Origin of the sequence: Tropicimonas sp. IMCC6043 (assembly GCF_004146235.1) — a bacterium.
In the GTDB taxonomy this organism is placed as follows: Bacteria; Pseudomonadota; Alphaproteobacteria; order Rhodobacterales; family Rhodobacteraceae; genus Tropicimonas.
Genome location: NZ_SELO01000008.1, coordinates 134,665 through 141,099, shown reverse-complemented (window position 1 = coordinate 141,099; position 6,435 = coordinate 134,665). Strand labels below are relative to the sequence as shown.

The 6,435-nt window shown below is 60.1% G+C and carries 5 protein-coding genes; 3 read left to right on the top strand and 2 right to left on the bottom strand.

The annotated features are described in order from the left end of the window. Positions 1-473: 473 nt before the first annotated feature. Entirely contained in the window at positions 474-1,058 is a 585-nt protein-coding gene (locus tag EU800_RS10735; RefSeq protein WP_129631708.1) for a hypothetical protein, read from the top strand. 317 nt (positions 1,059-1,375) lie between these two features. Here the strand turns inward: EU800_RS10735 and EU800_RS10730 are convergent, their stop codons facing one another. Both EU800_RS10730 and EU800_RS10725 read right to left on the bottom strand, forming a co-directional pair. Next, a complete protein-coding gene (locus EU800_RS10730) occupies positions 1,376-2,071 on the bottom strand; it encodes a 2-keto-4-pentenoate hydratase (RefSeq protein WP_129631706.1) in 696 nt (231 codons plus the stop codon). Between the two features lie 197 nt (positions 2,072-2,268). Further along, positions 2,269-2,460 carry a hypothetical protein gene (locus EU800_RS10725; protein ID WP_129631703.1) on the bottom strand — a complete coding sequence of 64 codons (192 nt, stop codon included), beginning with the start codon at positions 2,458-2,460 and terminating at the stop codon, positions 2,269-2,271. Positions 2,461-3,542: 1,082 nt separating this feature from the next. Here EU800_RS10725 and EU800_RS10720 point away from each other — a divergent pair. Then, on the top strand, positions 3,543-4,496 hold the full coding sequence (locus EU800_RS10720; protein ID WP_129631700.1) for a TAXI family TRAP transporter solute-binding subunit: 954 nt from the start codon (positions 3,543-3,545) through the stop codon (positions 4,494-4,496). Positions 4,497-4,565: 69 nt separating this feature from the next. Further along, on the top strand, positions 4,566-6,326 hold the full coding sequence (locus EU800_RS10715) for a TRAP transporter fused permease subunit (protein ID WP_129631697.1): 1,761 nt from the start codon (positions 4,566-4,568) through the stop codon (positions 6,324-6,326). Positions 6,327-6,435: the final 109 nt, after the last annotated feature.

The following is a 6,435-nucleotide window of genomic DNA, read 5'->3' as shown; positions in this document are numbered from 1 at the left end:
AGATCCCTTCACCCTGGTACAACTGGTTTGCGGGAAATCCGAACGGATGCTGGGATTGGTGGGGGTATTCCGGCGACGATTACCTGAGCCGCACCGCGCCGCAGATATCTGCCATCGCCCGAATGGCTGGCGTGCTCGGTGCGTCGCTCTCGCCCTGAGGAGGGAATCTCAGCCGCGAACACCCGGTCTTCTCGGAACTCAAACGGTTGGCGACAATCTCAGTTGAAGCGCCAACCGGGGCGAAAATCGCTTGATCTGCAAGCCCCGTCAGGCGACCAATCGGTCAGACGGCAGGACACTTGGGGCATGTCGGCTCAGACGCCCCATACTTGGGAAAGACCGGATAGAATGCCTAAATCGCTTCAGGAAATTGCCAGCATGATTAATGACATGGCTGGTAACATCGCGCGAGGTCCGCACCACCCCAAAATGGACAGCTCAACTGACCAATACCTGACCGAAGGGTGAGCCAGTTGGAGCACGCTGACAACGGTGCAGGTTCTACGCTTCATCCATTGACAAGTATCCATAAAACCGAAGGAGACGCCCCTCATTTCACGCTGCAGGCAGGTTGGATTCAAGCCTTGTGCGTCAGATCGATGGGACTGATCGATGACAGCGGACTGGAAACGATCGCGTATTCAACTGAGAAGGCAACAAAGAAAGCAGAGGTCAAGGCAGCGCAGCAAAGTGCTTACGGTCACTCAATCCAAGCAATCGACAACCTGCACTTCTATCCAACCGGGGGCACTGTCGGCACCGCGGCGCCTAATCTTCAGACGGCCCTAGCACTCGTGCAGTCCGCCTTAGCAAAGACCGGCTCCACTGGGGCAGAAATAAACCGCAAGGACGATGCCTACCTGGCGGGCATACCGCAGACAAAGGAGGGATTGGCGACCTATCAACTGAAGGCGACGGAAGCGCCCGCATGGGGGCGCCTTGCGCATTTGCTGAACTGGATCTCCGACGGCGTATTTGTGCGCGAGGCAGCTTTACGCAGACGGCGCGGTGCCTACTTGCTGGACGCCTTGACTCGTGCATCGGGCCCAACCCAGTGACCCTGTCCGTCGTCAGAAAATGCCTTCATGTTGCAAACCGATAACCAGTTCATCTGAGTCAATCATATGTTGGCACGAGAGGCTATTCCGCCTGATGGCCTGCTGCCTCTGTGACTGGACCGCTGCCGACTCTTCCGTGTGTTGGACACGGGTGTATTGCCCGCTACCAGCGGCAGCTGGTAGTTTGGTGGCCACCAGCGCCAGCAAACCCGGCAAACCGGGTAAACCCGGCCCACCCCACCAACGGGGCTGAACCAACCTAAGCCAGTCACTTCAATTTCGTTCCGACCTCCATTTGCCCCGCGGCTTACCCCACGCTAGATGATCTCGATCTCCAGTGGAGGAAGATCGACTCCCTCCAGCGAGGTCTTCCAAACCTGTCCGGCCGAGATGTCATAGGCGAGCGTGATACTTCCAGTGGTCACAAACTCGCCTGGCAGCAGTGGCGGGTTGTTCGGATCCCGCGCCAGCAACTCCACTAGATGTGACAGCGCCAGCAGCGGCCCGCCCAGAACGTCCTCGGCTTGACCACCGCCGATTTCATCGCCGTCACAGGACAACGTCAGGGAAAATCGTGATAGCGAATTCAGCCAGTCGCTCCTGTTCGCATCGCTTAGGTGCCGGCGCGGACCCAAGAAGTACGCGCCATGCAGGGCCCCGGCAACCACGGTGTCTTCCGGCCTGAAGCGCCAGCCGGGATAGATGGACTGTACAATCTCGATGCCATGCGCAACCCAGTCCACGCAGCCGAGAAGAGCAGCTGCATCCATGCCGGGCTCGGGTATCATTCCCAGACCCAACGCAATCTCCGGCTCGATCTTTGGTTCGGCCGCCTTGGCGGCCGCAAACTTCCATGGATCGCCTGTTTCGGTCACCGTCGTGTCGAAAATATCACCCCAAATCGGTGCATCGATCCCGAATTCGGGCCAGAGCCTCTTGTTCGTGAAGCCCAGCTTACGTCCCGCTCGCCGCTCACCTCGTGCTTCCCGAAGCTCCCTCAGCTCGGCTGTCACCTGGTAGGCTCGCTCTATCGTCAATCCCTCAGACCTGGCGCTAAATGGCGCTGTTTGAGTACCTGCATCCAAGCAGCCTAGTACAGTCTCCGCGATCTTAGGCACGAGGCTATCCTGTCTCATGTGTCCGGACGTCAGGTGGCGGTGGCGGTGGTACGACGACCGGATCGGGTTTCCGTTTCTCCCAAAACCAGCTTTCACAAGGCGGATTTGCTAACTTCATCCTTCGCATTTACATCGACGCCGCTTTCGATCAGTTGCTGCACACTTTCCGCCGTTGCCGAGGCATAGAACCCGGCATCACATAGTTCCGCGCAGGTGTTGGCGGCCATCGCTGGGCCAAACCAACAAGCCGAAGCCGACACAATGACGCGGAGTATGGTTGCCATCGCTTATCTCTCTTGGGCTGAGCCCATTGGGTGGTCAGGGTTGAATGCTAATGCATGGTTGGCCGCTGATCCATCGGCATGAACACCTCCGGTGCGGGTAGTTGGTAGCCGAGTGAACTGTGCGGTTTTGCGGGCTCGCGCTCATACCTCGATGCGTTTTGCGGCGGTTTGGTTCTCCTCAATCGGCATCGCTTCTGGACTCGTTGCCGCTGCTCACCATTCTATGAAAGGAATAATCATCGCTTCAGAAAGGCGGGCTCATGCGAGCATTTCTTTGCATCCTATTCGCAGTCGTCCTGGGTACGCTCCCTGCATACGCGGCTTCTCCAGAGGCTCAGAAGCTGATCGACCGAGCAGCTGCCGACTATCAGTCTTTTGAAAATGGAGATTTTGATGCGGGCAACGCGTTAACAGAAATCGAGCTCCGCTCGCAGTTCGGGACTGTCCAAGCCGAACTTGTAGATGAATCCCAATATTCTTGCTCATCTGCGGCTTCACTCTACTGCGGCACCGGTGGTTGCATGCTCAATCTCATCGTGGATGGGACCGTTCAAGCGTGGCAAGCGACAGGGTGGAGACTCGTAGAATGGGCCCCCGACCAGATTTTGCTCATCGGTCGCGACGGCGGCTGGTGTGGTGGCGCTGGCGCGGAGGTTTGCTATGAAGCGCTGGTCTGGAGTAACGGAAGAGTCCTAACGGTCGGACCCGCCCACGAAGCCCGATAGGCGCCCCTTTTTTGTGTTGGTGCAATCCAGCGGAGGTGCCGCAAAACCCTGCAAACACGGCAAATCTTGGTCACCCCACCCCACCGACGGGGAACGGTCAGTCAGGCTCACCCGTAGCCGGGTTTCACGAGGTCGTGGTGGATACAGCGGACGCCTCCCGCCGACGGAAGACACCCATGGCAACTTCGCCCTCTGTCACACCATGGTGCAGGCCGGTGGCGGCGAAGCTGCCTTGCGCGGTCACATTGAGAAGTATTTCGAAGATTTCGACTCGGCGGCGCTCCAGTTTCCGGGCTTGTCGGGCAAGACACCGGCCTGATAGGCCGGAATCAACAATCAGTCTCAAGGGAGGAAACTATGAAACTCAGACACTTCGTTTCGCTCGCCGCTCTGGCGATTTCAGCAGCATCAACTATTCAGGCTCAGGAGCGCGTCACCTATAAATCTGCCAAATCCGGCACGTCCTACTACCAGATGGGCGTCGAGATCGCTGAGGCAGTAAAGGCGGGCACCGATGGCGGCATGATCGTCACCATCGAGGAAAGCCAGGGCTCGACCCAGAACGTCATGGAAGTGCGCGCCCGGGGCGCCGATTACGTCTTCACCACGCCGCCTGCATTGGTTGGCGCGGCGCAGAGGGCGGCCGGGCCGTTCGATGGCAAGGGCGATCCAGCCTTTGATGAGATCCGCGCGCTGTTTCCGATACCCTCGCTGACGATGCATTTCGTCATGTCTGACGACAGCGGTGTCACCGACTTCGCGGGCATGGAGGGAAAGACGATCCTGCTCGGTTCAGGCTCGTTCGGGGCGACCGAGGGCGAGAAATACCTCGGCCTGTTCGGGCTGGATGGCAAAGTAAATCTGGCCGATGCGGAACTTTCAAACGCAGTCGCTGCGCTGAAGAATGGCCAGATCGACGGCTTTGTCACCGCAGGCTCGTTCCCCGCGCCGAACGTGATCGAGGCGGCAGCCAGCACGGGCGTGACCGTCCTATCACTGAGCGACGCGCAGATCGCAGAGACCGGGCGAACGAAACTGGTGATCCCGGCGGGCACCTATGCCGGTCAAGACAGCGACATCGTGACGACATCGCTGCCCGTGGCGGCCTTCACGACCACCAAGATGAGCGACGACAATGCCTATCAACTGACCAAGACGTTCTGGGAAGAGCGCGAGAAGATGGCCGAAAGCGCGCCCTGGTGGGCCGGTGTGGATGCCGGGCTGATAGAGACCGTCAACGTCAGGTTCCACCCCGGCGCCATCCGCTATTATGAGGAAGCGGGCATGGAGCTGAGCGACGAGCAGAAGTAAGCGCGAAAACAGGGCCGGGAGAACGCTCCCGGCCCATCGCATTTCTCCAACGGTCGAACACCTGAACAGATGCGTCCACTCGCCTTCCTTCTGGCAGCGGCTCTCGTTGCCTTTCACTTAGCGCTGGTGTTTCTCGGCCTGGTGCCGAACCTGATCAGCCGTCCGGTGCACCTGGCATTGGCGCTGCCATGGATTCTTCTGGTGCCTGGGCAAACGGGCTGGCTGCGCATCAGCGGGATCGTCCTGACGGTTCTGGGCGTCTTTGCGTCGCTCTGGGTCGCGGTGATGCACCGGACGCTGGCAAACCAGTACGGCTTCATCGAAGGCCCCTTCCAGATGGCCGTCGGTTTCGTGCTTTTGGGCGTTGTGCTCGAGGCGGCACGCCGCGCCATCGGTTGGCCGCTGCCTCTCGTGGCTCTCCTGGCCCTGCTCTACGGCCTTTTCGGCCAACACATTCCAGGCGAATTCGGCCATTCCGGCACGCCGCTGGCCAGCTTTCTCGGCACGCTGACGATTGCCGAAGGCGGCATCTGGGGCGGCCTGACTGGCGTGTCGGTCAGCGTGGTGGCGATCTTCGTGATCTTCGGCGCGGTCCTGAACGCCGGTGAGGCCGGGCAGGGATTCATGAATCTCGCCTCGGCCGCCGCCGGTCGGCTAAAGGGAGGGGCGGCCAAAGTCTCGGTTTTGTCCTCGGCTCTCTTCGGCTCGATCTCGGGCTCCGCCTCGGCCAACGTCGCCTCGACTGGCGCGATCACGCTTCCGGCCATGACGCGCCTTGGATATCCCAAACGGCTTGCCGCCGCGGTCGAGGCCGTCGCCTCGTCAGGAGGGCAGATCATGCCGCCTCTGATGGGGGCGGGGGCGTTCGTCATGGTCGAACTTACAGGTGTGCCCTATACACAGATCATGGCGGCTGCGATGCTGCCCGCCATTCTCTATTTCGTAGCCGTCTGGATCGGCGTGGACGCCTATAGCAACCGGTACGACTTGAAGGGCATCTCCGCCGAAGATGCGCCGAACTGGCGCGCCGTTGGGATAACCTCGGCGTTCTTCGCGGTGCCCTTCGCGGTGCTCCTGGCCGGGCTCTTCATCATCGGCGTCACGCCGCAATATGCCGCCAGTCTCGCGATCCTCGCGGCGTTCGTCCTTTTGTTCTTCAACGCGCGCGGTATCGGCACATGGAACGAAACGGCGGCACGGATCGAAGACGCTTGTCTCAACGCGGCGCGACAGGTGTCCATGATCGCCGCGATCATCATCTGCGCCTCCATCATCATCGGCGTTCTGGCGATCACGGGGCTCGGAGTGAAAATTACCTCGCTGATCCTGTCAGGTGCGGGCGGGATGCTATGGCCCGCGCTGCTGCTGACCGCGCTCGCCTGTCTTGTCCTTGGCATGGAGGTGCCGACCACCGCCGCCTACGTGATTTGCGTGTCGGTTGCGGGGCCTGCGCTGCGCGAGCTTGGACTCGAAGCTCTTCAGGCGCATCTCTTCGTGTTCTGGTTTGCGCTTCTGTCAACGATCACGCCGCCAGTCTGCGGAGCGGTCTTTATCGCCGCCGGAATGATCGGAGAAAACTGGTTGAAGGTCGCGATTACCGCGATGACGCTCGGCTTCGGGCTTTACGTCATACCGCTGGCTATGATCGCGAACCCGGCCCTGATTGCGTTGTCCAATTCACCCTTAGCGGCCCTGGCGACCGCGGCGCAGATCGCGGTCGGGCTCGCGTTGATGTCTCTGGGGATAATCCAACGACGTTTCGGCAAAAGGCGCTTCGCACTGGTGATTGCCGGGGCTGCGATAATCTTCGCTCGAGCGCTGATAAACTGAGTGGAGTCACGTCCGTCTTTGTGGTGGTAATAGCGAGATGGCCTGAAGGCATGATCAGCCTCGGACCTCTCCGAAGGTCGGCGCTCTTACACCGTCCGGTGAACCTCGA